The organism is Rhizobium sp. WSM1328, assembly GCF_057653715.1.
Map to the genome: position 1 here is coordinate 3,689,764 of NZ_CM172788.1, position 24,304 is coordinate 3,714,067.

At 61.7% G+C, this 24,304-nt stretch carries 20 protein-coding genes; 7 read left to right on the forward strand and 13 right to left on the reverse strand.

The genetic code is table 11. From position 1 onward, the window contains the following. Nucleotides 1-8: 8 nt before the first annotated feature. The 5 genes from AC2444_RS18475 to AC2444_RS18495 are packed head-to-tail and all read right to left on the reverse strand — an operon-like array spanning nt 9 to nt 5,548. Nucleotides 9-557, reverse strand: a complete 549-nt coding sequence (locus tag AC2444_RS18475) for a sarcosine oxidase subunit gamma (protein ID WP_012758987.1) — start codon at nt 555-557, stop codon at nt 9-11. Further along, nucleotides 550-3,543 carry a sarcosine oxidase subunit alpha gene (locus tag AC2444_RS18480; protein ID WP_012758988.1) on the reverse strand — a complete coding sequence of 998 codons (2,994 nt, stop codon included), beginning with the start codon at nt 3,541-3,543 and terminating at the stop codon, nt 550-552. Before AC2444_RS18480 ends, AC2444_RS18475 begins: the two co-directional genes overlap by 8 nt. Beyond that, nucleotides 3,540-3,881: a sarcosine oxidase subunit delta gene (locus AC2444_RS18485; RefSeq protein WP_012758989.1), complete on the reverse strand. Its 342-nt coding sequence runs from the start codon at nt 3,879-3,881 to the stop codon at nt 3,540-3,542. Before AC2444_RS18485 ends, AC2444_RS18480 begins: the two co-directional genes overlap by 4 nt. Before the next feature lie 12 nt (nt 3,882-3,893). Further along, a complete protein-coding gene (locus tag AC2444_RS18490) occupies nt 3,894-4,295 on the reverse strand; it encodes a hypothetical protein (protein ID WP_012758990.1) in 402 nt (133 codons plus the stop codon). After that, entirely contained in the window at nt 4,295-5,548 is a 1,254-nt protein-coding gene (locus AC2444_RS18495; RefSeq protein WP_012758991.1) for a sarcosine oxidase subunit beta family protein, read from the reverse strand. Before AC2444_RS18495 ends, AC2444_RS18490 begins: the two co-directional genes overlap by 1 nt. A gap of 253 nt (nt 5,549-5,801) precedes the next feature. On the opposite strand from AC2444_RS18495, the gene AC2444_RS18500 reads away from it, so the two are divergent. Further along, nucleotides 5,802-6,833: a FecR family protein gene (locus tag AC2444_RS18500; protein ID WP_026157477.1), complete on the forward strand. Its 1,032-nt coding sequence runs from the start codon at nt 5,802-5,804 to the stop codon at nt 6,831-6,833. 5 nt (nt 6,834-6,838) lie between these two features. Here the strand turns inward: AC2444_RS18500 and AC2444_RS18505 are convergent, their stop codons facing one another. Continuing rightward, a complete protein-coding gene (locus AC2444_RS18505; RefSeq protein WP_026157478.1) occupies nt 6,839-9,010 on the reverse strand; it encodes a CHASE2 domain-containing protein in 2,172 nt (723 codons plus the stop codon). Between the two features lie 435 nt (nt 9,011-9,445). Here AC2444_RS18505 and rpsU point away from each other — a divergent pair, with 435 nt between their 5' ends. The 4 genes from rpsU (at nt 9,446) to AC2444_RS18525 (ending at nt 13,406) form a co-directional block, all read left to right on the forward strand. After that, nucleotides 9,446-9,661 carry a 30S ribosomal protein S21 gene (rpsU, locus tag AC2444_RS18510; protein ID WP_012758994.1) on the forward strand — a complete coding sequence of 72 codons (216 nt, stop codon included), beginning with the start codon at nt 9,446-9,448 and terminating at the stop codon, nt 9,659-9,661. A 136-nt stretch (nt 9,662-9,797) separates the two neighbouring features. Further along, nucleotides 9,798-10,667 (forward strand): tetratricopeptide repeat protein, encoded by an 870-nt coding sequence (locus AC2444_RS18515; protein WP_012758995.1) that lies wholly within the window; start codon nt 9,798-9,800, stop codon nt 10,665-10,667. Between the two features lie 490 nt (nt 10,668-11,157). After that, nucleotides 11,158-12,810, forward strand: a complete 1,653-nt coding sequence (locus tag AC2444_RS18520; protein WP_012758996.1) for a sensor histidine kinase — start codon at nt 11,158-11,160, stop codon at nt 12,808-12,810. A gap of 113 nt (nt 12,811-12,923) precedes the next feature. Further along, the gene (locus tag AC2444_RS18525; protein WP_012758997.1) at nt 12,924-13,406 is read left to right on the forward strand and encodes a DUF992 domain-containing protein; all 483 of its coding nucleotides are present in this window, start codon (nt 12,924-12,926) and stop codon (nt 13,404-13,406) included. Nucleotides 13,407-13,489: 83 nt separating this feature from the next. Here AC2444_RS18525 and AC2444_RS18530 read toward each other — a convergent pair whose 3' ends face one another. The 6 genes from AC2444_RS18530 to AC2444_RS18555 all read right to left on the reverse strand — a co-directional run bounded on the left by AC2444_RS18530 (nt 13,490) and on the right by AC2444_RS18555 (nt 20,259). After that, entirely contained in the window at nt 13,490-14,884 is a 1,395-nt protein-coding gene (locus AC2444_RS18530; protein ID WP_012758998.1) for an NAD(P)(+) transhydrogenase (Re/Si-specific) subunit beta, read from the reverse strand. 7 nt (nt 14,885-14,891) lie between these two features. Then, nucleotides 14,892-15,290 carry a proton-translocating transhydrogenase family protein gene (locus AC2444_RS18535; protein WP_003552830.1) on the reverse strand — a complete coding sequence of 133 codons (399 nt, stop codon included), beginning with the start codon at nt 15,288-15,290 and terminating at the stop codon, nt 14,892-14,894. Continuing rightward, nucleotides 15,290-16,438 carry a Re/Si-specific NAD(P)(+) transhydrogenase subunit alpha gene (locus tag AC2444_RS18540; RefSeq protein WP_012758999.1) on the reverse strand — a complete coding sequence of 383 codons (1,149 nt, stop codon included), beginning with the start codon at nt 16,436-16,438 and terminating at the stop codon, nt 15,290-15,292. The genes AC2444_RS18535 and AC2444_RS18540 overlap by 1 nt, the downstream gene beginning before the upstream one ends. A 156-nt stretch (nt 16,439-16,594) precedes the next feature. Beyond that, nucleotides 16,595-16,819: an aa3-type cytochrome c oxidase subunit IV gene (locus AC2444_RS18545; RefSeq protein ID WP_012759000.1), complete on the reverse strand. Its 225-nt coding sequence runs from the start codon at nt 16,817-16,819 to the stop codon at nt 16,595-16,597. Between the two features lie 241 nt (nt 16,820-17,060). Next, on the reverse strand, nt 17,061-17,813 hold the full coding sequence (locus tag AC2444_RS18550; protein WP_012759001.1) for an N-acyl amino acid synthase FeeM domain-containing protein: 753 nt from the start codon (nt 17,811-17,813) through the stop codon (nt 17,061-17,063). A 142-nt stretch (nt 17,814-17,955) separates the two neighbouring features. Beyond that, nucleotides 17,956-20,259 (reverse strand): putative bifunctional diguanylate cyclase/phosphodiesterase, encoded by a 2,304-nt coding sequence (locus AC2444_RS18555; RefSeq protein WP_012759002.1) that lies wholly within the window; start codon nt 20,257-20,259, stop codon nt 17,956-17,958. 328 nt (nt 20,260-20,587) lie between these two features. On the opposite strand from AC2444_RS18555, the gene AC2444_RS18560 reads away from it, so the two are divergent. Together AC2444_RS18560 and AC2444_RS18565 are read left to right on the forward strand one after the other, a co-directional pair. Beyond that, complete coding sequence (locus AC2444_RS18560; RefSeq protein WP_012759003.1) at nt 20,588-21,127, forward strand: TRAP transporter small permease subunit; 540 nt, start codon at nt 20,588-20,590, stop codon at nt 21,125-21,127. 21 nt (nt 21,128-21,148) lie between these two features. Next, nucleotides 21,149-22,642, forward strand: coding sequence for a TRAP transporter large permease (locus AC2444_RS18565; RefSeq protein WP_017995199.1), 1,494 nt, complete (start codon nt 21,149-21,151; stop codon nt 22,640-22,642). Nucleotides 22,643-22,959: 317 nt separating this feature from the next. On the opposite strand, the gene AC2444_RS18570 is transcribed toward AC2444_RS18565, so the two are convergent. Continuing rightward, nucleotides 22,960-24,066 carry a TRAP transporter substrate-binding protein gene (locus AC2444_RS18570; RefSeq protein WP_003552852.1) on the reverse strand — a complete coding sequence of 369 codons (1,107 nt, stop codon included), beginning with the start codon at nt 24,064-24,066 and terminating at the stop codon, nt 22,960-22,962. Between the last annotated feature and the right edge of the window lie 238 nt (nt 24,067-24,304).

Genomic DNA, 24,304 nt, shown 5'->3' on the forward strand with positions numbered 1-24,304 from the left:
GCTGAGACTCAGTGCCCAGCGTCTTCAGCCGCCTCGTTCAGCAGCCCGAAGACATAATCCGAAAACGACCGCCAGCACTCCACCCGGAACGTGTCTTCTTCCGTACGGAAAAGCACGATTTCCGCCTTGCCGAAGACCGTGCGCGATGCGGCGCCGACCGGAAAGGAAGAAAGCGACAGATCCTGTGGGCAGCCGCCCGAAAGCGTCGCCTCGGCACCCGGTCCCGAAACGATGATCGCGACATTGCGGTGGGAAACGTCGGTCGCCGAATGCAGCGTACCGGCGGCGGAAAGTGCAGCCATCAGACCGGCGCCGGCCTCATCGATCACCAGCCACTCGTCCGGGCCAATCCAGAGCGCCGATCGGGCGCCGGCCCGGCCGGATGTCTTCGGAGCATCCGGCAGCGTCAGGCCGAGAGCAGAAGAAAGTGCCGAGAGCGATTCCGCCGGCGCGCGTAGCGCCACCCGGCTGGCCGTGGGTGCGGTCGTCAACCGCACCGCTGCGGAGCCGCCGAGACGTCCGGCCAGCGCCGGTTTGCGAATTGCGACATCAGCCATGGATGCGCCCCCCTTCCTTGTCAAAGAATACCAGATCCGTCACGTCTACGGCGATCGTCCGGTCCGGCATCGGCACATAGAGCGTTTCGCCCATCCGCGCCCGGCCGCCGGCGACGAGCGCGAAGGCAATCGACCTGCCGCAATTGTCCGACCAATAGGCTGATGTGACGTGGCCGAGCATGGTCATCGGCTTCGGCTCGTTCGGGCTCGCGACGATCTGCGCGCCTTCTTCGAGCACCAGCTTCGGGTCCTTGGTGACGAGGCCGACGAGCTGTTTGCGCCCGTCCTTGACGAGATCCGGCCGCTTCAACCCGCGGATGCCGACGAAATCCGTCTTTTTCTTCGAAACCGCCCAGGAAAGTCCGGCGTCATCGGGGGTCACCGTCCCATCGGTATCCTGCCCGACGATGATGTAACCCTTCTCGGCGCGAAGAACGTGCATCGTCTCCGTGCCGTAGACGCAGGCGCCGAGCGGCTCAGCATTGGCCCAGACCGCTTCGAGAACCGACTGGCCGTAATCGGCCGGCACATTGATTTCGAAGCCGGTTTCACCGGTGAAAGAGACGCGGAAGAGCCGCGCCGGCACGCCGCAAACCGTGCACTCGGCAACGCTCATATGCGGGAAGGCCTCGTTCGAAAGATCGAGCCCTTCGACCAGCGGCGCGACGATCTCGCGCGCCTTCGGTCCCTGCACGGCGATGACAGCCCATTGTTCGGTCACCGAAGTCAGCCATACCTTCAGATGCGGGAATTCCGTCTGCAGGTAATCTTCCATGTGATGGAGAACACGCGGCGCGCCGCCGGTGGTCGTCGTCACATGGAAACGGTCGTCCGCCAGGCGTCCGACAACGCCGTCGTCATAAACGAAACCGTCCTCGCGGGTCATGATACCGTAGCGGGCCTTGCCGGGCTTCAGCGTGTCCCAGGCATTGGTGTAGATGAGGTTGAGAAATTCCGCCGCATCCGGCCCCACCACCTCGATCTTGCCGAGCGTCGAGGCGTCGAAGATACCGGCCGCCTCGCGTGCCGTCCGGCATTCGCGAGCCACCGCCTGATGCATGGTCTCGCCGGCCTGCGGATAGAACCAGGCACGCTTCCAGTTGCCGACATCCTCGAAGACCGCGCCATGGGCTTCTTCCCAGGCATGCAGCGGCGTCTTGCGCGTCGGATCGAACAGCTCTCCGCGCGAATGACCGATCAGCGTACCGTAGGTAACCGGCGTATAGGGCGCACGGAAGGTGGTGAGGCCGACCTGCGGGATTTCCTTGCCGAGCATTTCAGCGGCAATCGCCAGGCCATGCATGTTGGAGAGCTTGCCCTGGTCCGAGGCCATGCCGTTGGTCGTGAAGCGCTTGATATGCTCGATCGAATGCATGCCCTCGCGCACGGCAAGGCGGATATCCTTGGCGCAGACGTCATGCTGGAAATCGATAAAGGCCTTGGCGTTGGTCTTCGGCCCGGCGCCTTCGGCAGCACCAATCATGCCGCCCGTCCAGTCATAGGCCTGTTCGGCCGAAATTGCGATCTTCTCGCCACTGCTTCTGCCGGTGGCCTGCGCCATCAGTTCGCCGGCGGCAAGCGACTCCTCGATCGTCCGCTGCAGGTCGTCGGTGCCGTTGCACGCGCCGACCGAGAGGCAGTCCTGCGCATAGGAGCCGGGCAGGAAACGCTGGCTTTCGGCATCGAAGGCCACTTTGCCGCGCGACTGCGAGAACAGATGGACGGACGGCGTCCAGCCGGCCGAAACCAGCAGCGCATCGACCGCGATCTTGCGCGGCGAACCGCCGCCGTTGCGCGCCACCGTCATCGACGAGATGCGCAGCCGTCCCGAGGTGTTGACGACCGATTGGCCGGCCAGAACATCGATGCCGAGCGTACGCGCCTCCTCCAGCACCGCCGCTCCCGGCGTCTGCCTGCAATCGACGATGGCGGCGATCGAAACACCGGATCGTTTCAGGTCGAAAGCCGCCTCATAGGCCGAGTCGTGCGCCGTGTAGATGCCGACTTTGGCCCCGACCGCAACGCCGTAATGATTGAGATACATCCGCCCCGCCGAGGCGAGCATGATGCCCGGCCGGTCGTTGTTCGGAAACACCATGTGCCGCTCGATCGCGCCGGTGGCAAGGATCACCCGCTTGGCCCGGACCTGCCAAAGCCGCTCGCGCGGCAGATCGCGGGAAGGCTTGGCAATATGATCGGTGACGCGCTCGGCAAGACCGACGAAATTGTGGTTGTAGTAGCCGAAGGCGGTCGTGCGGGTGAGCACTTCGACATTATCCATCGCCTTCAGTCGCGCCACGGCCTTCTGTGCCCAGCTATTGCCGTCCTGTCCGTCGATCCTCACGCCGGCATCGTAGCGCAATGCCCCGCCCGCTTCCGCCTGCTCGTCGCAAAGGATCACGCGGGCGCCGGTCTCGGCCGCAGCCAGCGCCGCCGAAAGCCCGGCAACACCGGCGCCGACCACCAGCACGTCGCAATGGGCATAGCGGCTGGCATAATGGTCCGGATCCTCCTCCGTCGGTGCGACGCCGAGGCCGGCGGCACGACGGATGAGCGGTTCGTAGACGTGTTTCCAGGCGGCGCGCGGCCACATGAAGGTCTTGTAGTAGAAACCAGCGGCAAAGAACGGCGACATCAGGTTGTTGACCGCACCGACGTCGAAGGCAAGCGAGGGCCAGCGGTTTTGCGAGCTGACGATCATGCCGTCGAAGACTTCCTGCACGGTGGCGCGCACGTTCGGCTGCTTGCGCGCCGTATCGCGGGAAACGTCGATCAGCGCGTTCGGCTCTTCGGCCCCTGCCGACAGAATACCGCGGGCCCGGTGATATTTGAACGAACGGCCGATGAGATGCACGCCGTTGGCGATCAGCGCCGAGGCGACGGTATCACCTTCGAGCGCCGTATAACTCTTGCCGTCGAAGCTGAAGCGCGCGGTCCTGGCCGGTGTCAGGCGCCCCTTGCCTGCGATACGGTTCACGCCGCTCATTGCGCCTCTCCTTCCACGGCTTCATATGTCTCGACAGGCCCATGCTGCTTGGCCGCCGCACCGATCTCAGGCTTTGGCTCCCCCGCCTTGTAGGTCATGATGAACTTGTCGCTCACCGTATCGCGCGCCGCGTTGAAGAAGCGCCCGCAGCCGTGAATATGCCGCCAGCGCTCGAAGATCAGCCCCTTCGGATTGTCGCGGATAAAGAAATAAGACTCGAATTCCTCGTCCGAAATCGAGGCGATATCGGCGGGCCGCGCGATATGCGCGTCACCTGCGCCACGGAATTCGAGCTCGGAGCGCTCTTCCTGACAGTAGGGGCAATAGATCAGCAGCATGTGTTACCCGTCTTAGAGTTCCGACCCGGAAACATTGGTTCCCGGAGGTTGATTGCAGAGACGCTTTCCCATCGTCACATAGGGAATGAGGCGCTTGAGAAGCTGTTCGAAATTGTCATAGGGCTCCAGCACATCGGTCATGCCGATATTCGCAAAAGCCATCTTGGCGATATCGTTGTCGATCACGAAGGCACGTCCCGGCGTTCCGCCGACCTCAGGCACGAAATAAACGGCTGGTTGGCGCAGGATCATCGCGCAAAGCAGCGTGCCGCTCTCGGCAACGAAGGGCCATTCGCTTTCGCCGGCAACCCTGTGGATCTTCTGCAGGCGGAAATCTCCGACGCCGGGAAAGACGTCACCGGCCGGCATTGCCGCGCCACTGATCCCGATCGTCAGGAGAGCCGCCGTCCACATCAGTGTGCCACCGCCGCCGCCGCCGCCTCGTCGATCAGCCGGCCACTGCGGAAACGATCCAGCGTCAGCCCGGCATTGAATTTGTGCGGCTCGTCGCGGGCAATCAGATGCGCGAAGAGATTGGCCGAGCCCGGCGTCGCCTTGAAGCCGCCGGTGCCCCAGCCGCAATTGACGTAAAGCCCGGGAACCGGCGTCTTCGACTGGATCGCCGAACGATCCGGCGTATTGTCGACGATGCCGCCCCATTGCCGCATCATCTTGACGCGCCGGAACATCGGGAAGAGCTCGCAGATAGCGTCGAGCGTGTGCGTGATGATCTGCAGCCCGCCGGTCTGGGAATAGGAATTATACTGGTCGGTGCCGGCGCCGATGACCAGCTCTCCCTTGTCGGACTGGGAGATATAGGCATGCACCGTGTTCGACATGACGACGCAGGGAAAGATCGGCTTCAGCGGCTCGGAGACCAGCGCCTGCAGAGGGCTCGATTGCAGCGGCACGCGCACACCAGCCATCTGCATGATTGTTGTCGTATGGCCGGCCGCCGAGACGGCGATCTTTCTGGCGCCGATGAAGCCACGCGAGGTCTCGACCCCGGTCACCTGTCCGTCCGGACCGCGCCGGATGCCGGTCACTTCACAATTCTGGATGATGTGCACCCCGCGGTCTGAGGCCGCCCGCGCATAACCCCAGGCGACCGCGTCGTGCCTGGCCGTGCCGCCGCGCCGCTGCAGTGCTGCGCCGTTGATCGGGTAGCGCGCGCTGGCCGAGATATCGAGCGGCGGACAATAGGCCCTCGCCTGCTCCGGCGTCAGCCATTCATTGTCGATGCCGTAGAGCCGGTTGGCATGGATATGCCGCTTGAAGGACTGCTGGTCGTGAATATTGTGCGAAAGCATCATCACGCCGCGCGGCGAATACATCACATTGTAGTTGAGCTCCTGGGAAAGCCCTTCCCAGAGCTTCATCGAATGCTCGTAAATGTGCATGCTCTCTTCGTAGAGATAGTTCGAGCGGATGATGGTGGTGTTGCGCCCGGTATTGCCGCCGCCGAGCCAGCCCTTCTCGATCACCGCCACATTGGTGATGCCGTGCTCCTTGGCGAGATAGTAGGCAGCGCCCAGCCCGTGGCCGCCGCCGCCAATGATGACGACGTCGTATTCGGCGCGCGGCTCAGGCGAAGTCCACTGCTTCTCCCAGCCCTTGTGGCCGCGAAGGGCCTCCCGTGCCACGGCAAAAACCGAATATTTCCGCATCCGCCTTCTTCTCCTTCGGGAAAGGGCTTGTTCTCCGCGCTCATACAAATCGCAAATCCAAATGCGGCACAACGGTTCTTTTGCGACGCGCGAGAGCTTTGCTTTCGACACGCTGACGAGAATGCCGTTCCAGGCGGATGACGCAAGCGTCTGCATTTCCGCTGAGCCGCCGGACCGCCCCTAACCCAAGAGGGTGAGAAGACAAGCAATTGCTAAAATGTTAACAATCGCACGTTCCCGGGGTACGTGTATCATGTGGGGTTGGCGCTCAGTATCAATCGCGATGCTTTGCATCGCGTTAAGCGGCGCATGGCCGGCGCTCGCCGCCGAGCCGGTTGGCCAGGCCGTCGTCATCAAGACGCAGGTGACGGGACAGAGCGGGCCGATCGAGGTCGACACCAGCGTCCATCGCAACGAGCGCATCAAGACATCACCGTCGGGGCTTGGCCAATTCGTGTTTCGTGACGGCACGAAGCTCGCGGTGGGCTGGGGTTCGTCGGTCGTGATCGACAAATATGTCTTCGATGATTCCCAATCGGTCAAGAAACTGACGATCAGGGCAGCAAAGGGCACATTCCGCTGGGTCAGCGGCAATTCCAACTCCTCGGCCTACCAGATCCTGACGCCGGCCGGCACGATCGGCGTGCGCGGCACCGCTTTCGATTTCTACGTCGGCCCGGATGGCACGACCGCCGTCGTGCTGTTGAATGGCGCTGCCCGTTTCTGCGGCCCGGGCGGCTGCCGGCAATTGCAGCAGCGCTGCGATTGTGTGGTGGCCAAGCCGAACGGCGATATGTCGGCGGCACGCCGGGTCGATCCCAGCATCCTCGCGACACTCGGAAATCAGCACGCCCTGCCCTTCCTCTCCGGCAATCAGCGGCTTGCAGGCGGCATCGGCATGCTCGGCGGCTGCAATATGGCGTCAGCCGCGCCGGAAAGAAGGGACAGGAACCGGCCCCCGCCTCCGGCTTCGCCCGATCCACAGAAACAAGATCCGCCGCCGAAACAGGCCGAGCCGCAAAAGGAACGGCCACACAAGCCCGATAAGCCGCATCACGACAAACCGCACCATGATAGGCCACATCACGACAGGCCGGATAGGCCCGACAAGCATGATGGAAACGACAGGCCGGGAAATCACAGCCAGAATCACGGGAATGACCGGGATCATCGAGGACACGACCGCGACCATGGCGGAGATCGTGATCACGATAAGGATCGTGATCGAGATCACGGCAGGGATCGCAACCACGACAAGGGCCGGAGTTTCAATCGGAACCGCTGACGCCTTCAGTCGGCCGCGCTCTTCTCGAAGCGATCAGCCACCTCGCGAAAATGATCGGTCCTGCCGGAGATCCGCTGATAGAATTCCGCCAAACCGCCGATCACCTGCGCCGCCCGGAGCTTTGCCGTGCCGATAAGCTTGCGGGTGTTCTTTGAATGCGAAAGCAGGGCCTGCATCAGTTGCTGGTGAACGACAACAAGCGCTGCAAACTCGGCAGATGCTGCAACGCGCTCGGCGCCGACGACGGCGAGGATCTGCGTTCGGCTGCTCTTGCCCTTGAGCGGGATGGCACCGGCCTCGATCAGCGCCATTCCCCGCACCGACCTTGCCGTGCTGTCGGATATCAGAATATCGAAGCCGACCTCTTTGCAGCATGATTCCAGCCGCGCCGCGACGTTGACGGCATCACCAACCGCCGAATAGTTGAAGCGCGTCTTGGCGCCCATATTGCCGACGCAGGCAAGGCCGGTATGGATGCCGATGCCGATCCCGACCTCTTGTCCTGGCCCGAAGCCGAAGGCGTCGCCGGCGTTCAATTCGGCCAGCGTTTCGCGCATGGCAAGTGCTGCGCGAACGGCCTTGGTTTCATGATCGGCCACATCGACAGGCGCATTCCAGAACGCCATGATCGAATCGCCGATGAACTTGTCGAGCGTGCCTTCATGGGCCACCACATGGCGGCTCAGCGCATCGAGCAACGTGTTCAGGAACGCGACGACATCTGTCGGCGCCAGCCGCTCGCTGATCTCCGTAAAGCTCCTGACGTCGACAAACATCACCGTCAGTTCGCGATCGTCGCCGCCGAGGCGCAAAGCATCGGGGGTATGCTCGATGCGGTGGAGCAGCGATGGAGAAAGATAATGCCCGAAGGCGCGCCGCACCGCGCGCCGCTCCCTGTCGATCACCAGGATCCGGAACGAGGTCGCGGCAAAATGAATGATCGATCCGCTGACGATCGGAGCCAGCGGATCGAAGAGAAGTCCTGCATAAAGAAACGACAGCCAGGACGCCACCAGCGCCATGGCCGTGATCAGCAGGCCACAGATTAGAGCGACGGCGGGGCTGACGAAGGTCGTCACCACGACGAGCAGGCATCCGACCACCGCGATCGTCAGGATTTCCAGCCCGTCGGCCCAGTCGGGCCGCGACAGGAAATGGCCGGAGAGGATCTGCTCGACGGCCTGCGCATGCAGCGAAACGCCGGGAACGTTCTCGCCAAGCGCAGTGACGCGGATGTCCTGCAGGCCGGCTGCCGATGTGCCGACGAAGACGATGCTGCCGTCGATGGCGGCCGCGACCTCGGGAGAGGCCCCTTCGGCCGCGAGCACCTGACGGGCGGATATATAACGTTCCGCTCGGTCGGGGCTGACATAGAGCCAGAGTTCGCCTGCTGCCGTCAGCGGCACGACGAAATCGCCGATCTTTGCCGATGTCATGATGCCGACGCGATCGGGCGCTCCCGATAGCACATAGGTCGATGCCCCCTGTGCGACGCGCAGGGCCTCGATTGCGAGATTAGGATAGAGCTGCTCGCCGTCTGTCAGGAACAGTGGCACCGCCCGCACCACCGGCGAGGGGTTGCCGGGATTGAGGCTGATATGGCCGAGCCCCGCCGCATTGGCCTCCAATTGCGGTCTGAGCGGCGTCGAGGCGCCGAGATAGGGCGGAGCCGAGACGGGGCTTTCGCCGGTGAAGGCGAAGCCCGCCTTGACCGGCGGCCGATAGTTGCCCTCGTTGGAAAGACCGAAGCCGAGCACGACGGGTTTTCCGGCAATTGAACGGGCGAATATCTCGTCATTGTCGGGCAGCTTCTCGGCCAAGGACGGATCCACACCGGCAACGTCGCGCACAACATTGCGCGGCGACAGCCGGTCCGGCTCGGCGAAGAGAACATCGAAGGCGATGGCCGAGGCACCCATCTCCGAAAGCCGGTCTACCAGCAGAGCCATCCGGTCCCGCGGCCACGGCCACTGGCCGAATTCGCGCAACGACGTCTCGTCGATGTCGATCACGCGGACCGGCATCGGCTCGAAGGTCCTGGGAACCAGTCGCTGATACTCGTCGAACGTCACGCCGCGGATCAGCTTGAAAATCCCAGGATCGCCTGCCCGGAGGAGCGTCAGCATAGCCACGATCGCCAGGCCGATAACGACACCGATTTGCTGCACGCGCGTCATGATCTCACCGGCTGTCCCTCCGACGGCCGACAGAACGGCCCGCACCTGCTGGCAGACAGGCTACGCCGCTTTCGGTCCAAACGCCATTCGCAGATGCATCCCGGGCGCTGTCTTTTCAGCATCCTGAGCTACGAAACCTATGCGCTAGTGAACGAAATCGTCGACGCCGGAGCACGCCGATCGCCCAAGGGTCAGGACGGCTCTCAAGGAGGCAATCGCCGCGCTGGACGAAGCTGCGCCCGAACCGGCCGGATCATGACTGGATTAGGCGAAGCATGATTTTTCCGCCCGCCTCCCATCCCCATCTGGACTTCCCCTACCCAATCTGCTATTTCGCGTCACCAATCGCAAGGCTCCTGCCGCGCGAACGTAATTATTTTGCCTCAGGCCGCTGCGCCGCCTCCGGCATCAACCAACCAAAGGAACGTGATTCTCGTGCAGGTACTTGTCCGCGATAACAATGTTGATCAGGCTCTCCGCGCTCTCAAGAAAAAGATGCAGCGCGAAGGCATTTTCCGCGAAATGAAGATGCGCGACTATTACGAGAAGCCGTCGCAGAAGCGTGCTCGCGAAAAGGCCGAGGCTGTTCGTCGCGTTCGCAAGCTGGCCCGCAAGCGCGCCCAACGCGAAGGTGTGGTCGCAGCACGCTGAGCGTTTCCGTCGTTATTTCGACGTTTTCAGATGCATTGTGGCGGGGGCGATCGGTTCGCCGCCGCCTTTTTTAGTTTGCCGCTGAGAGATCGCATATCCGCGCACCGGATATGCCGTATGGGGAAAGCGAGCCCGAATGGCTGTCAATACCTTTAATCCGTCCCGCGCTCTGCGTTTGCAGAAAACGGCATTCCTGCCCGCTCTGGCGCTGGCGGCAATGTTCGGCCTCGCCGGCTGTGAGACGACCAATACCACGGATGCCGTGATCCGCATCGACAAGGCGCAGGGCTCGGAAGAGAACATCGCGTCGCTGACGGCGGTCATCAACGCCAATCCGAGGGATCCCGAAGGTTACAACGTCCGTGGTTCCGCCTATGGCCGCGCCGGCCAGTTCCGCCCGGCGCTGAACGATTTCAACACGGCATTACAGATCAATCCGCGGTTTTTCCAGGCTTACGCCAACCGCGCTCTCGTTTATCGCAACATGGGCCAGCAGGCCCAGGCGATTTCCGATTACAATGCCGCCCTGCAGATCAATCCGAGCTACGACGTCGCCTATATCGGCCGCGGCAATGTCTATCGCATGGCCGGCCAGGATGATCAGGCTTTCAACGATTTCGACAAGGCGATCCAACTCGGCACTACCGATGGCCGCGCCTATCACAATCGTGGCCTGATCTATCAGAAGCGCAATCAGCAGGACAAGGCGATCGACGATTTCTCGAAAGCGATCTCGCTCGCCCCGAATTCGGCCGAGCCCTATAATGGCCGCGGCATTTCCTATATCGCGCTGAACGACGACGACAACGCCTTTGCCGATTTCAACCATGCGATCGAGCTTAACGGCAACATCGCCGAATCCTGGGCCAACCAGGCGCTCGTCTACGAACGCCGCGGCGACAAGGCGAAGGCTGCCCGCTCCTATCGTCACGCGATCGGCCTCGATCCGAAGTACCAGCCGGCCCGTGACGGCCTTGCTCGCGTCGGCGTCGCCCCAGCCGGCTAAGGACATCATCGGGCGGCCCGCAACGGCCTCTTGCCGGTCGCGCCGCCCATCGGAGATGTCGGCCAAAGCATTGATGATTCAAGCGAATCTTCCGGCCGCCCGATATTATCGAGGTGATAGCGTGCTAACCTGGGCGGAGGAAGCGACGCTGCCGCAAAGCCGACCGCACCGCCTTGCAAAGAGAAGCCGAAAAAGCGTCCATCATCGTCGATGGCCTGTCATAGTGTGTTGCAACCTGCTCTTGCTCCCCCTAACATGGACCTGCTTCGATAGTCCGCTATCGGATGTTCGAACACGTGTTGAGGGCGGTTTGCGAAAGATGCGGATCTTTGCTTTCCTGGCCGCAGGCGAAAACCGTTGCGGGCCACGCGCATTGCAGCGCCGCGCGTCCTTTCAGACGCGCAAAGAACGCTATAGCCCTTTGAGTTGCTGCATGACTTTATCCTTAAATCGATTCCGATTTAAGGAATTATCCGATGTGGCGTAGCAGATGAAAATCGTCACGCTGTTCTTTCCCAAGGCTTCGATCGGCACCTACCTCGTCGCCATGGCCGTGGCGATCGCACTGCCGATCTTCGCCTTCGTGGCGCTGCTTCTGCTGCAGCTGGAGGACAATCAGCGTTCGACGCTGAAGCGCGAGACGGCCCAGGATGCGCTTGCCCTTTCACGGATCATCGACCGCCAGCTTCAGGACATGGCGACGACACTGCGGCTGCTTTCGAGTTCGCCGGAGCTTGAAAACGGCAATCTCGCTTCCTTCCATGAGCGCACGGAAACGGCCCTCAGAGACAATACGCTTTTCGTCATCGCCGTCGACAGCAGCGGCCAGCAACTACTGAACACGCGTCGGGCATTCGGCACGCCGCTTGGCAAGACGGCGAACATCCCTGCCCTCGAAGCGGTCATGGCTTCCGGTCGCATCGAGGCCTCCGACGTCTTTCGCGGCCGGACCAGCGGCGAATGGGTCTATAACGTCACCCTGCCACGGAAGAATGATCCGGTCGCAGCCCTTATCATCACGCAAAACGCGAAGGATCTGGGCAAGCTCGTGACCACCGAAGGTCTTGCCTCTGGCTGGTCGGCCGCCGTCATCGACGAGAGCGGCCACGTCGTCGCAGCCAGCGGCCCCGCTAATCTTGAACCCGGTACGCCCTTCGATCCGCGCATTCTGCCGGCGCTCACCGTGTCCCGCGGCGTCTTCGAGGACGAGACGATCCTGCCGCACATGCTCCTCGGTTATGCCCAGATTCCCGGTTGGTCGTGGAAGACAGTGATCTGGGGACCGATTGCCCAGGCTTCGATCCTCAGCACCTGGCGTTTCCTCATCATCGGCGGCGTGGCACTGGTGCTGGTCGCCGTGCTGGGCGCCTATGCCGTCGCAAGACAGGTGCGCACCACCATCCGCGATATCGCCGACATGGCAAACCGCATGGGCGAAGGTCATATCGTCTCACCGGTCGAGACCAGCGTCATCGAGGCGAACCAGGTGGCGATTGCCCTTTCGAATGCCTCTTTCGACCGCAGCCAGACCGAAGACCGGCTGCGTTTCGTCATGCACGAGCTCGTCCACCGCACCAAGAATCTTCTGACGCTTGCTCAGGCAATGATGCGCCAGCTGGCCAAGCAGTCGGACAGCGTCGAGACCTTCCGCGCCGCCGTCGCCGACCGCCTTGAGGGGTTGGTGCGCTCGATCGAGCTCCTGACCAGCGAACAATGGGGAGGCGTATCGCTGCGGCGGGTCGTCGACATCCATTTGCACGCATTCCCGCAATCGCGCGAACAGATCGACATCAGCGGCAAAAACTTCGTGCTGAAGCCGGATGCAGTGCAGAATCTCGGCCTCGCCTTGCATGAACTCGCCACCAATTCGGTGAAATACGGGGCGCTCTCCGTACCGCAAGGCCGTGTCCGCTTCGAGTGGCGCGACGTCAGCGAGGAAGACAAACCGGATGCCCTGCTCCGCTTCACCTGGGAGGAACGCGGCGGCCCGCCTGTCACCCAGCCATCGCGCTCGGGCTTCGGCACGACCGTTATCAAGGCTCATGCCGCCTCCGCCTTCCGCGGCACGGTTGAGATCGATTTCCGGCCCGAAGGCCTGTTATGGGTACTGACGGCGCAGCGCGCCACGCTGGAGCGGGAATAGAGCGCGGCGCGTCTCTTAAGACGCGCTAAGGACGCTCTATCACTTTGAAACTGCGCCCGGAACAATCGCTATCTCCACCCGTTTCGGACAGGTCGTTCCAAAGGAGAAAGACCATGTTCAAGCAAACGATGATCGCAGCCGCGGCACTGACGGCCGTTGCCTGGGCGAGCCCGGCGGGCGCGGAAAACTATGTCACGCTTGGCCGGCTGGTCTGCGGATCGGATGGCGGCCAAGGTCTGATCGTCACCTCGCAGAAGAGCCTCATCTGCACTTATACGTCGGCGGCCGGCGGCGCCAAGGCAGTCTATGCCGGCAAAATCGAGAAATTCGGCCTTGATATCGGCCAGACCGGCAAGAGCGTCATGATCTGGCAGGTGCTGGCAAAGACCGGCACGGATATCCCGCAATTCGCCCTTGCCGGCGAATATTACGGGATCGGCGCCGATGCGAGCATCGGTGCGGGCGCCGGCGCCAAGGTCATCGCCGGCGGCACCGACAAGGCCTTCATGCTGCAGCCGTTGAACGTCCAGGCGCAGGAAGGTTTGAACCTGGCGATCGGCGTCGAGAAGATGACGCTCGTGCCGGGCGAGACCTGACGACAGCAGCCACGTCAGCCAAGGTAGACAGCAGTTGCCTGCTTACGTGAATCAAACAGCCGCCCGAAGGGCGGCTGCAGCGATCAGTGCGCGAGCGCCTTGTTGATATCCTCGGTCATCTTCTTCGCATCACCGAGCAGCATCATCGTGCCGTCCTTATAGAACAGCGTATTGTCGATGCCGGCATAACCCGAGCCGAGCGAGCGCTTGACGAAGAGGCAGGTCTTTGCCCGGTCGACGTCGAGAATCGGCATGCCGTAGATCGGCGAGGTCTTGTCGTCGCGCGCCGCCGGATTGGTCACGTCATTGGCACCGATGACATAGGCAACGTCGGCCTGGGCGAATTCCGAATTGATGTCCTCGAGCTCGAAAACCTCGTCATAGGGAACATTCGCTTCGGCGAGCAACACGTTCATGTGCCCAGGCATACGTCCTGCGACCGGGTGGATCGCATATTTTACCTCGACGCCGTTCTTCTTGAGATTGTCCGCGAGCTCGCGCAGCGCATGCTGGGCCTGGGCGACCGCCATGCCATATCCCGGCACGATGATAACCTTCGATGCATTGGCCATCAGATAGGCCGCATCCTCGGCCGAGCCGAGCTTGACCGTCCTGTCTGACGTGTCTGGTCCGCCGGACGCCGTCTCACCGCCGAAACCGCCGAGGATGACGGAGACGAAGGAACGGTTCATACCCTTGCACATGATGTAGGAGAGGATCGCGCCGGACGAGCCGACGAGCGCGCCCGTGATGATCAGCGCCAGATTGCCGAGCGTGAAGCCGATGCCGGCCGCCGCCCAGCCTGAATAAGAGTTCAGCATCGACACGACGACCGGCATATCGGCCCCGCCGATCGGCACGATCAGCAGAACGCCGAGCGCCAGCGACAGCGCGACGACGGCCCAGAAGTCGAAATGGCTCTCGGTGGCGGCCAGCCCGATGATGAAGAGCACGATCAGCAGCAGCAGGCTCGCATTGATCACATGCCGGTAGGGCAACAGAATCGGCTTACCGGACATGCGCCCGTCGAGCTTCAGAAAGGCAATGATCGAACCGGTGAAAGTCAGCGCGCCGATCGCCACGCCGAGCGCCATCTCGACGCGCGCCTCGGTGTGGATGTGACCGATCTCACCGATGCCGAAGGAAGCCGGCGTGTAGAGCGCGGAGGCCGCGACCAGCACCGCGGCAAGGCCGACCAGCGAATGGAAACCCGCGACGAGCTGCGGCATCGAGGTCATGGGTATGGTGCGGGCGACATAGGCGCCGACACTGCCACCGATGGCAAGCCCAAGGATGATCAGCACGAAGCCGCCGAAGTCAGGCGTCGCCAGCACCAGCGTCGTCAGGATCGCGATGCCCATGCCGATCATGCCGTAGAGATTGCCCTTGCGGCTGGTAGCCGGATGCGACAGGCCGCGCAGCGCCAGGATGAAGAGCACGCCGGAGACGAGGTAGAGGAAGGCTGCGATATTGGTCATCAGTCCCTCACCGATCCTTCTTGCGGTACATCGAAAGCATCCGCTGCGTGACGAGGAAACCGCCGAAGATGTTCACCGAGACGAGCACCAGGGCGACGAAACCGAAACCGGTCGCAAGGCCGCTGGTCGAGATGCCGACCGCCAGAAGCGCGCCGACGACGATGACGGAGGAGATCGCATTGGTGACGGCCATCAGCGGCGTATGCAGCGCCGGCGTCACCGACCATACGACGTAATAACCGACGAAGATCGACAAGACGAAGATGGCGAGCTGGAAGACGAAGGGATCGATCGCCCCGCCAGTCGCAGCACTTGCCGCTTCCGGTGCCTGGGCAGCCGCCGTGATCACGGCGGTCACCGCATGGTCGAGCTGCTCCAGCGCCCTGTCCATTGCTTCACTGGCCATCAGATGTCTCCCTTCTTCGCGCCGCCGAAGGCGGGATGAACCACGTCCCCGGCATAGGTCAGCATCGTCGCCTTGACGAGTTCGTCGTCAAGATTGACGACGACGCTCCGCGTTTCCTTGTTGACCATGGTCTCGAGGAAGGTCACGAGGTTCTTGGCGTAGAGCGCCGAGGCGCTGGCCGCAACCCGGCCCGGCATGTTGGCGAAACCGATCACGCTGACGCCTTCGACATCGGCGACCTCGCCGGGGACGACGCCCTCGATATTGCCGCCGCGCTCGACCGCGAGGTCGACGGCGACCGCACCCGACTTCATCGAGGCAAGCATGGCGCGCGAAACGAGCCGCGGCGCCGCACGACCGGGGATCAGCGCGGTGGTGATGACGATATCCTGCTTGGCGATGTGTTCGGCAACCAGAGCCGCCTGTTTCGCCTGATAGTCGGCAGACATTTCCTTGGCATAGCCGCCGGCCGTTTCCGCCGCCTTGAACTCTTCGTCCTCGACGGCGATGAACTTGGCGCCGAGCGAGGCGACCTGCTCCTTGGCAGCGGGGCGAACGTCGGTGGCCGAGACCGCGGCGCCGAGACGGCGCGCGGTCGCGATCGCCTGAAGACCGGCGACGCCGGCGCCCATGACGAAGACTTTGGCGGCCGGGACGGTGCCAGCCGCCGTCATCATCATCGGCATGGCGCGGTCATAAACCGCCGCCGCCTCGATGACGGCCTGGTAACCGGCAAGATTGGCCTGGGACGACAGCACGTCCATGGACTGGGCGCGGGTAATGCGCGGCATCAACTCCATCGCGAAAGCCGAAAGCCCGGCACTTGCCAGTGCCGCGATCGCTTCGTCATTGCCGTAGGGGTCCATGATGGCAATGATCACGGCACCGCTTTTATAGCCGGAGATTTCCGATCCGCTGGGCCGACGCACCTTCAGCACGACATCGGCCAAGGCTGCATCCGCAAAACTGCCGATCCTGGCACCGGCGGCCTCGAAATCCCCATCCGGAATCCGCGAAGCCGCACCGGCACCGGCTTCAACGACGACGTCGAAGCCGAAACTCTTCATCTTCTTCACGGTCTCGGCGGAGGCGGCGACGCGTGTCTCCTCGCCCGTGACTTCCCTTGCAACGAAAACGATATTGCCCAACTGCCCCCTCCTCCGGGTCAGCCAGACCGCCGCAGGTTTCCCTGCGCAGGCCAAGCACCTCATTCAAAAAGCTTCGGAGAAGCTCTCCTTCCCTCAGAGTGCCGTGCGTCCTTTCGGACGCACAAAGGACCGCTCTGACCCTCTGAATCTACGCGATCAGCGGAACAGGAAGATGCCGGCTGCGAGAAGAATGATGAAGACGAAGAGGCCACCGAGAAGGCCGGCGCCGCCGAAGAAACCAGCGGTCATCGCAAGCAGGAGGACGATGAGCAGCATCGAGCCGTATTTCGCGCTGGCGATGAACATGTCGTAGGTCTGTTCATGTTCTTTATAATCCATCGGCGCGCCGGTCTCGACCGGTCCGGTATGATGTTCGGCCATAAATATCGTCTCCCTGAAATGCCTCTGCGCTGCTCGATTCCCTAGCCTGAGCGAGGGAAATCCCTTCTTGCAGGGATTACACAATGACAGGCGAAAGCGCAATGCATGAGAATGCCGCAGGCGCGCGTGGCAACCGCGATGTCAGAGGCCTGGACGGACCTGAAGGACGGCTGATATCGCCTGCCGTCCATCGCCCTCCTCTGCCCGGCGGAGATCGTCTCTCCGTCGGGAACAGGGTAAATTACAGCGGCAGGTCGGTGCCGAGTTCGCCTTGCGGCACGAAACGCGCCGTCGGAATGATGGTGAGCGGCGGCAGGGTGTCGTTGGGATTGCGCGAAAACATCATGCGCTGCTCGCTGGCGCTCGAGATGAAGAAGGGATAGCGCGTCAACAGCTTTCGCCCGACCTCGATCACATTCGTCGCCATCAGCGTCATGTCGATCCCGTAATTCTTCGCCAGCCGGCCGGGCACGACCGTATCGGCATAGAAGACCCGCTTGTAGAAGGCCGCATGCGGCGGCCGAACGAATTGAAGAACGCGGTCCGCACGGAAATACGCCGCCGCCACGATGGTCGGCCTCAGCGTCAGATAGGGAACCCACGGCAGATCGGCGGTGAGCTCGGGGTCGGCCGCGAAACGCGCCGGATCGATCAGGGTCAGCCCCGCATCCAGAAGGTCATCCATCGCCTCGGGAAAGGCGCCACCGGACTGACTGAGGCGATGTTCCGGTGTCACATAATGAACCCGGATCGTACTGACCAGTTCCCCATAATAATACAGACCGAAGATATAGGCGTGGCTGTCGAAATCGCTGTCATCAAGCAGCCCTTTCGGGGCAAGCGCCAGCACGTCATGGGCCTTGTAGGCCTTGTAGCGCAACCGTTCCACCTGCTCCATGTCTTCGCTGCTTTCGACGCGGCGATACTCGACATGATCCAAAACTTCCAAAATTTTTGTGCTGAAATCGCTACGCTTGAACAGTGTCTCTGACATTTCTCGATCCGCTCGTTAACGGATCATTAATCATACGCCAGCGAAATTTAGGCAAGGAAATCCGATAATTTCCCTTGTTTTTAAATCGTTAAGGTTAACGCGGCACGCGCTTTTCACGGGGGAAACTGTCTGTTGAGACCGCTCAGGCGACCTTGTTGCGGCGGCGTTGTACGACGCGGCGGCCGATGCCCTGCTGCAACAGCGGGATATTCTGGGAAGGCACCGGCGGCGAGAAAACGTAACCCTGAACAAGATCGGCGCTGCGGTGCTTGTTGAGCAGTGCGAGCTGCTCCTCGGTTTCGACACCTTCAATGACGATCTTCAGGCCCAGTTCACGGGCGAGATGGACCGTGCCGCGCAGCAGCTTCAAGCGGCGGTTATCTTCGACGATGTTGCGCACGAAGGAGCGATCGATCTTGACGATATCGAGCGGCAGTGTGTCGAGGTAGCTGAGGCTGGAGAAGCCGGTACCGAAATCGTCGATGGCGATGGTGATGCCGCGAGCCCTGAGCTCGGCCAGGATGGCGCGCACAGCCGCCGGCTCGTCGATCAGGCAGCTTTCGGTGACTTCGAGATGCAGCCGCGCCGCGTCGAGACCGGAATGGGCAAGCGCTTCGGCGACCACCGCGAGAATATCGGCATCGCGCAGATCCCGCGCCGAAAGGTTCACCGAGACGGCGATATGTTCCGGCCAGTTCATGCATTCGCTGCACGCCTTGAACAACACGAAACGGGTGATGTCGGAGATGATGCCCATATCTTCGGCGAGCCGGATGAAGACGTCGGGCGGGATCGAGCCCTTCTCCGGATGCACCCAGCGCGCCAACGCTTCGGCGCATTCGATCCGCGAGCCGTCGGACCGGAACATCGGCTGGAAGGCAAGATGCAGCGCCTGCGCCGAGACCGCGTCGCGCAAATCCGCTTTCAGCTTCTGCTGCTCGATATAGCGGCCATCCATCTCCCGCTCGAAGCCGGAAATGCCGCCCTTGAAGCGCGACTTGCTTTCGAACAGCGCCAGATCCGCCTTGACGCTCCATTCGTCCATCGCAAACGCAGCACTCTCGAGGATCGCGTAGCCGGCGCTGAGCGAAACCAGGAAGGTCAGCTCGTCGACTGCGTAGTTGCCCTGGATTGCGGCGTGCACGCGGCGGATCTCGACGTCGAGCGAGGCCTGTTCCTTCGCATGCGGGAAGAACAGGATGAACTGGTCTCCCATCAACCGGCCGAGGATGGCGTTGCCGGACGCCTGCTTGATGCGGGCGGCGATGGCGCAAAGCAGGTGGTCGCCTGTAACGTGGCCGCGCATGTCGTTGACATGTTTGAACTCGTCGATATCGAGAACCATGAAGCCGAGTGGCCCGGACTTCCTTTGATGTTTGGCGAGATAATCCTGCACCAGCTGCCCGAAATATTCTCGGTTCGGCAGGCCGGTCAGCGCATCGAAGCGGACCATGTGCATGATCTTCTGCTCCGCCTTCACCCGGCTCGACACGTCCTCGAAGATCAGCACGGCGCCGCCGTCGGCCCTGCGGCTGGCGGAGAATTCGAGCGACAGGCCCTCGGGGAAATGGATGAGCGTGCGCGACAGGTTGCCTTCGGCGACTTGGGTGAGCTGGCGCAGGATGAGCTCCGGCTGCGAGGCGTCCATGAAGCTGTAGCGCGCGCCGTAGCGTAGCACGGCGCCGAGATCGCGGTCCTTCAACCGATCCGGCGCACCGATCTTCAAAAGCTCGCAGGCCTTGCGATTGACGACCTGGATGCGGTTTTCGGCATCGACCATGACTAGGCCATGCGGCATGTTGTTGAGCGCCGTATCGAAGCGGTCGGCGATGATGGTGATTTCCCGGCGCGCGATGACATTCTCATAGAGGAACTCGCGCACGCCGTTCGCCATGGCACGCGTCGTCAGCCAGAAGGGAATGAGGAAGATCGACAACAAGCCACGATAAAAATCGAGCGCCAACAGGCTGCAGACAATCATCGGCAGACAGCAGGAAAAGGTCTGGAGGTCAACCGCCAGGCGCGAACCATAATTGCGGCCGACAACGGAAACCATGGTCGCCATGGTAACCGCAATGCAGGCAAGTTCCGCAAAGGAATCATGGACGACGAAGATGGCGTAGCCGCTGGCGATGCCAAGCAGGGTGGTGGTGCAGGCAGCACCGGCAACCAGGATCCGCTCCCAACGCTCGATTCCGGCGTGCGACAGGCTCTCCTTGTCAACGCGGTCGAACTGCCGGAAGATGACCATGCGAACGCAGAAGACCAGGAGGAAGGCGGCCGCCAGCAGGATATAGACGAAGGACTGGGTCTTGGCAGCAACGGCAAGGCATGTCGCGACATGCACGATCACGCCAGCAAGCAGCGTCATGCGGTTCCCGGAAAGGGAACTCACAAACGACAGATACACATCTATAGGGACCCTGTTCGGGTTATCTGGCTTCATCCACACTTTCCCTGTGCGCGGGAATTCTAGGCCCAACCTTTTAAAAATTGATTTCAATGGAATCAAACATTTGGTCAAATTTTCTAAAACCACAGGGTGAACCGCACAGCTTACGCGAGTTAATGCAGCCTACCGGCGAGATTACCGAAATAATTTATCCACGCCTGGGTTGTTGAAATATTTGACGGCCCTACGGCGGGGCCGATGCGTCTAAGACTATACTCCAACGCGAGGCATTTATCCTTCCAATTTCAAAGGCCGTGGTCTACATCGATTGCAAGAGGAAAAACTGCCGGAAAACCGGTGGGACAAGAACAAGGGGAGGCGAATGTCGGTACTTCTGGCCGCAAGCCGGCTGATTGACTCGATCAGTCAGTTCATGGGCAAACTTTCCGAATATATGGTGCTGTTCTGCTGCCTGATCAGCGCCGGAAACGCCATCGTCCGCTACGCCTTCAACTACAGTTCGAACGGCTGGCTGGAGATTCAGTGGTATCTCTTCGCCTTCGTCGTCATGCTCGGCGCCTCGCATGCGCTGCGCAACAATGAGCATGTCCGCGTCGACCTGATCTATGGTTCGGTTTCCGACAGGGCGAAGATCTGGATCGACATCGTCGGCCTCATTGTCTTCCTCCTTCCCGCATGCCTCTATCTCACCTGGCTGTGCTGGCCTTTCTTCACGCTCTCCTACCATCAGGGGGAAATATCGGGCAACGCCGGCGGACTGATCCGTTGGCCCGTCAAGCTGATCCTCGTCGCCGGCTTCGCACTGCTTTCCCTTCAGGGCGTTTCCGAGCTGGTCAAGCGGATCGCAGCCCTCACCGGCCATATCAGCATCGATACGAAATACGAAAAGCCGCTGCAGTAACGCGGGCTGGGAGAAACGGACTTGTTTGATTTCGGCATCATCCCGCCGGCCATGTTCCTGGGCATGATCATCTTCATGCTCTACGGCTTTCCGGTCGCCTTTTCGCTCGCCGCCGTCGGCTTGTTTTTCGCCATCATCGGCATCGTCACCGGCCATTTCGGCGAGGTCTTTCTGCAGGCTCTGCCGCTGCGCTTCTTCGGCATCCTTTCCAACGACCTTCTGCTCGCCATTCCCTTCTTCACCTTCATGGGTGCGGTGCTGGAGCGCTGCGGGTTGGCCGAGGACCTGCTCGAGGGCACCGGCAAACTCTTCGGTGGTATACCCGGCGGGCTTGCCTATGCCGTCATCCTCGTCGGCGCCGTGCTCGGAGCGATCACCGGCACGGTGGCCGCTTCCGTGATCACCATGGGGATGATCTCGCTGCCGATCATGCTGCGCTATGGCTACAATCCGCGCCTTGCCACCGGCGTCATCGCCGCCTCGGGCACGATCACCCAGGTCATCCCGCCCTCGCTCGTGCTCGTCGTTCTCGCCGATCAGCTCGGCAGGTCGGTCGGCGACATGTATCTCGGCGCGATCGGCCCCTCGATCCTGCAGGTGACGATCTTCGTGCTCTTCATCCTGGTGATGTCGATTATTCGGCCGAAATCGATGCCGCCGCTGCCGAAAGAGGTGCGCGGCGATTTCAATTGGGCTCTGCTCGTGAAGGTGCTGATGGGCATGGTGCCCTCGATCGTGCTGATCTTCCTCGTGCTCGGCACGATCTTCATGGGTCTTGCAACGCCGACGGAAGCAGGCGCGCTCGGCGTCGTCGGCGCCATTGTGCTTGCCGCCATGAATCGCCGCCTCACCTGGCCGCTGATCCGCGAAGCAATGGCATCGACCACACACATTACATCCATGGTGGTGATGATCCTGATCGGCTCCACCTGTTTCAGCCTGGTCTTCCAGGGCATGGACGGCTCGCGCTGGATCGAGCACATGCTGTCGGGCATTCCCGGCGGGCCGGTCGGTTTCCTGATCTTCGTCAACATCTTCATCTTCGTGCTCGCCTTCTTCCTCGATTTCTTCGAGATCGCCTTCATCGTCATCCCGATGCTCGCACCCGTCGCCTCCAGTCTCGGCATCGACCTGATCTGGTTCGGCGTCCTGATCTGCGTCAACATGCAGACGAGCTTCATGCATCCGCCCTTCGGCTTCGCGCTCTTCTATCTGCGCTCAATCGCCAGCAAGGACGTCAAGACCTCGGATATCTACATGGGCGCGCTCCCCTGGGTCGGCATGCAGCTGATCCTGGTGGCGATCGTGATCTTCTGGCCGCAATCGGTAACCTATTGGCTGGATCACGGCCCGAAGGTCGACCCGAACTCGATCAAGATCGAAGTCCCGGGCTTCGGCGGCCAGCTCGGCCTGCCACCGCTGGGCGGCGGCGGCAATGGCTCACCGCAGATCCCCGGCCTGACCCTGCCGCCACTGAACGGCCTGCCGGGAGCACCGCCGCCACCGGCCAAATAGAGCCTTTCCGGATTAGATTGCAGCATTCTGCCGGAGCAGGTTTTCGTCAGGGCAAAGGCGATTGGCGACGGGCATACCCCAAGGTACGTCCGAGCTGATCGCCTTTGCCCTGGCGGAAAGATGCCCGGCCCATTTGCGAGGCAAATCTGCGGGGGGTTGGCTGAAACGGGCCGGCTGATCGACCGGCCGACTCCGTTTGAGCCAACAGAATGCTGCAATCTAACCCGGAAAGGCTCTAGTCCAGCAAAAAGCAAAACCCCGGATGGAGATCCGGGGTTTTGTTATTGCGCTCGTCTGAAGCGTCGACGGCGGAAAGCTTAAAGCTTTCCGGCCCGCTGCTGAATCATCATGAACGTATCGAAGGTGTATTCCGACAGCTGCATCCACAGATAGGCATCCCGCTTGAAGGCGGTCTGGTCGTCATAGATCTTCTTGAAATACTGGTTCGTGCCCGAAATTTCGCTGTAGATGCCCGTCGCCGCCTGGAAGCAGGCTTCCATGATCTCCTGGCTGAACGGGCGCAGCGTCGCGCCTTCCGCCACGAGCTGCTTCAGCGCCGTCGGGTTCTTCGTGTCGTACTTCGCCAGCATGTTGGTATTGGCGAAGGCGCAGGCGTCGGTCAGCGCTGCCTGATAATGCTTGGGCAGGCTGCTCCATTTTTCGAGATTGAAGAACCCATGCACCGTCGGGCCACCTTCCCACCAGCCCGGATAATAGTAGTACTTCGCCACCTTGTGGAAGCCGAGCTTCAGGTCGTCATAGGGGCCGACGAATTCCGCCGCATCGATCGTGCCTTTTTCCAACGCCGGATAGATATCGCCGCCGGCGATCTGCTGCGGGATGACGCCGACCTTCTCCATGACGCGACCGGCAAGGCCGGCAATGCGCATCTTGACGCCCTTAAGGTCATCGAGCGTGTTGATTTCCTTGCGGAACCAGCCGCCCATCTGCGCACCGGTATTGCCGGCCGGCAGCGCATACATTCCCTGTGTGGCATAAAACTCGTTCATCAGCTTGTTGCCGTTGCCTTCATAGTACCAGGCATTGGTCAGACGGCTGTTCAGCCCGAACGGAATGGCCGTCCCGATGGCATAGGTCGGGTCCTTGCCGACGAAATAATAGGAGGTGGTATGGGCTGCCTCGACCGTGCCGGCGGCAACGGCATCGACGGCCTGCAGGCCCGGCACGATTTCACCGGCCGCAAAGGGCTGGATCGTGAAATTGCCATCCGTCGCCGCGGCAACATGCTTGGCGATATCCTCGGCGCCGCCATAGATCGTATCCAAGCTCTTCGGAAACGACGACGTCATGCGCCACGCGATCTTCGGATTCTCCTGCGCGATCGCAGGCGCAGCCAATGCCGTTGCGGCAACCGCACCGGCGCCGGCGGTTCCCGCCTTCTTGAAAAACGAACGACGATCCATCAAAAACCTCCCGTATAGATGGTACTGCGCGGCGATCTTCACCCCCACCCGCAGCAAGGGCAAACCTAAGCATGGCGGGGGCCGCGATTCAAGCTTTAGTCTATTAGCCTTTGGCATCAAGACGGCAATAAGGCAACGCGCACGTATCCATCAGAATCAGCGGCTTAGCGGTAAACCGGAAAGGCAGGGCGCCGCCTCCGTCGCAATTTGGCTGCCTAATGCAGCCAAGCGTTGACTT

Excerpts from the sequence above, each read along its gene's own strand:
- AC2444_RS18475 (WP_012758987.1), bottom strand. The coding sequence starts at position 557 with ATGGCTGATGTCGCAATTCGCAAACCGGCGCTGGCCGGACGTCTCGGC.
- AC2444_RS18480 (WP_012758988.1), bottom strand. The coding sequence starts at position 3,543 with ATGAGCGGCGTGAACCGTATCGCAGGCAAGGGGCGCCTGACACCGGCC.
- AC2444_RS18485 (WP_012758989.1), bottom strand. The coding sequence starts at position 3,881 with ATGCTGCTGATCTATTGCCCCTACTGTCAGGAAGAGCGCTCCGAGCTC.
- AC2444_RS18490 (WP_012758990.1), bottom strand. The coding sequence starts at position 4,295 with ATGTGGACGGCGGCTCTCCTGACGATCGGGATCAGTGGCGCGGCAATG.
- AC2444_RS18495 (WP_012758991.1), bottom strand. The coding sequence starts at position 5,548 with ATGCGGAAATATTCGGTTTTTGCCGTGGCACGGGAGGCCCTTCGCGGC.
- AC2444_RS18500 (WP_026157477.1), top strand. The coding sequence starts at position 5,802 with ATGTGGGGTTGGCGCTCAGTATCAATCGCGATGCTTTGCATCGCGTTA.
- AC2444_RS18505 (WP_026157478.1), bottom strand. The coding sequence starts at position 9,010 with ATGACGCGCGTGCAGCAAATCGGTGTCGTTATCGGCCTGGCGATCGTG.
- AC2444_RS18515 (WP_012758995.1), top strand. The coding sequence starts at position 9,798 with ATGGCTGTCAATACCTTTAATCCGTCCCGCGCTCTGCGTTTGCAGAAA.
- AC2444_RS18520 (WP_012758996.1), top strand. The coding sequence starts at position 11,158 with ATGAAAATCGTCACGCTGTTCTTTCCCAAGGCTTCGATCGGCACCTAC.
- AC2444_RS18525 (WP_012758997.1), top strand. The coding sequence starts at position 12,924 with ATGTTCAAGCAAACGATGATCGCAGCCGCGGCACTGACGGCCGTTGCC.
- AC2444_RS18530 (WP_012758998.1), bottom strand. The coding sequence starts at position 14,884 with ATGACCAATATCGCAGCCTTCCTCTACCTCGTCTCCGGCGTGCTCTTC.
- AC2444_RS18535 (WP_003552830.1), bottom strand. The coding sequence starts at position 15,290 with ATGGCCAGTGAAGCAATGGACAGGGCGCTGGAGCAGCTCGACCATGCG.
- AC2444_RS18545 (WP_012759000.1), bottom strand. The coding sequence starts at position 16,819 with ATGGCCGAACATCATACCGGACCGGTCGAGACCGGCGCGCCGATGGAT.
- AC2444_RS18550 (WP_012759001.1), bottom strand. The coding sequence starts at position 17,813 with ATGTCAGAGACACTGTTCAAGCGTAGCGATTTCAGCACAAAAATTTTG.
- AC2444_RS18555 (WP_012759002.1), bottom strand. The coding sequence starts at position 20,259 with ATGAAGCCAGATAACCCGAACAGGGTCCCTATAGATGTGTATCTGTCG.
- AC2444_RS18560 (WP_012759003.1), top strand. The coding sequence starts at position 20,588 with ATGTCGGTACTTCTGGCCGCAAGCCGGCTGATTGACTCGATCAGTCAG.
- AC2444_RS18570 (WP_003552852.1), bottom strand. The coding sequence starts at position 24,066 with ATGGATCGTCGTTCGTTTTTCAAGAAGGCGGGAACCGCCGGCGCCGGT.